This window comes from Paraburkholderia sp. SIMBA_054, from assembly GCF_046534875.1.
GTDB lineage: Bacteria > Pseudomonadota > Gammaproteobacteria > Burkholderiales > Burkholderiaceae > Paraburkholderia > Paraburkholderia hospita.
The window spans coordinates 1-1,457 of sequence record NZ_JAWRXV010000162.1; the positions used below are offsets into that span (position 1 = coordinate 1).

Annotated in this window: 1 protein-coding gene; it reads right to left on the reverse strand. The window is 59.3% G+C overall.

What is annotated here, in order from left to right:
- Positions 1 to 61: 61 nt before the first annotated feature.
- Positions 62 to 1,378 carry an IS701 family transposase gene (locus tag SB822_RS54490; RefSeq protein WP_410858772.1) on the reverse strand — a complete coding sequence of 439 codons (1,317 nt, stop codon included), beginning with the start codon at positions 1,376 to 1,378 and terminating at the stop codon, positions 62 to 64.
- Positions 1,379 to 1,457: the final 79 nt, after the last annotated feature.

Genomic DNA, 1,457 nt, shown 5'->3' on the forward strand with positions numbered 1-1,457 from the left:
GGAAGAGTGCCATCGTTGCATGAGCGTTTGTCCAAGCAGGATGCGCAACGTAGTAATGGAATCAGGAATGTGGCGTTGAGCGCGCTGGACTGCCCCGGGGGATGTAATCCTGGGGAAGGGCAGGCAGCGCGCGTTCAAGGAAGTTTTTTTTACCACGTCCATCTGATTGCATTCGGAGTCGCTGGGCCATCAGAAACCCATACGCAGCGATACTCAGTGTGGCGTGATGGTGAAAGCCACGCCAGCCTCGCCCTTCATAATGACCGAGCCCGAACTCCTGCTTCAGGTCCTGATAGTCGCGCTCGATGCGCCAGCGCATTTTGGTCACGAACACAAGCTGCTCGAGGCTCGCCTCCTCGGGTGCAGTAGTGAGGAAATATTTGAGCGGCTCCGTATCGCCATCAGGCCATTCAATAAGCAGCCATTCTTCTTCGCGAACGGTACTTCGCCAAGTGTCGCGATGGGCGGGGCGAACCCGCACGGCGGCAAAGCGTGAGGAAAGTGCAGCGTTGCTGCCTTCCCGCCAGGTTACGGTTTGCCAGGCGTTTGCGGGTAATTGCATGGCCAGTTCCTTCACCACGATCGGCTCGTGGCCGGGCGCACGGCGCAGCAATGTCGGTGGCTTGCCGCGCCCGCTCCAGGGCTTGGGCGGCAACGGCGCCGTACCTGGCGCCCACACAGAGGTGCCCGGCCGGATCCCTACCGCGTACAACAAACCCAGTTCAGTTACGCTTTCCCGGAAAGCGGTTTCGTCGCCGTACCCGGCATCGGCAAGCACAATGCCCGGTGCAATGCCGGATGCTATAGCCTCGCGAAGTTGGGCCAGCGCAATCTGTGGCTTGGTCTCGAAGGTGAGATCGTCAGGAATGCCCGCGCGACGCGCTCGTTCCCGGTCGTCAATCCATTCCTTGGGGACATACAGCTGCCAGGCAATCGGCAGGCTGCCGCGTTGCGTCGCGATCGACAGGCTCACGGCGATCTGGCAGTTATCCTGTTTGCCCAGTTGCCCACAGTATTGCCGCGCTACGCCGACCGAATGCTTGCCTTTCTTCGGGAAGCCCGTGTCGTCAATAATCCAGTAATAGCCAGCCTCTTCGGCAGCGTGCAGGCCCAACGCGGGCATCACCCATTCGCGTACCCGCTGCAGGACCGCCCGGTCAGACCATTCTGCCTTGGCCACAAAATGGTGGAGTGACTGGTGCTTCGCACTCGCGTGAAGTGGGTCAATGTGCGCGGCCATCGGCTCGACGCTCTTGCGTGACAACGGCATGACCAAGCCCGAACAGTAACCCTTGAGGCCGGCATGGCGATCGGCGTGCCCCAACGCCTGCGCCAGATGATTCAGATACGCGTCAAATTCGTCGACATCTTCTCTCATCACGGTCGCTCGAAGTATGTATTATTCAATACTACCAGGTATCACTTTGCTGCAAACACCTTTTTATGACACAGTGAGA

Bases quoted from the DNA above. Each gene is read 5' to 3' on its own strand.
- SB822_RS54490 (WP_410858772.1), bottom strand. From the start codon at position 1,378: ATGAGAGAAGATGTCGACGAATTTGACGCGTATCTGAATCATCTGGCG.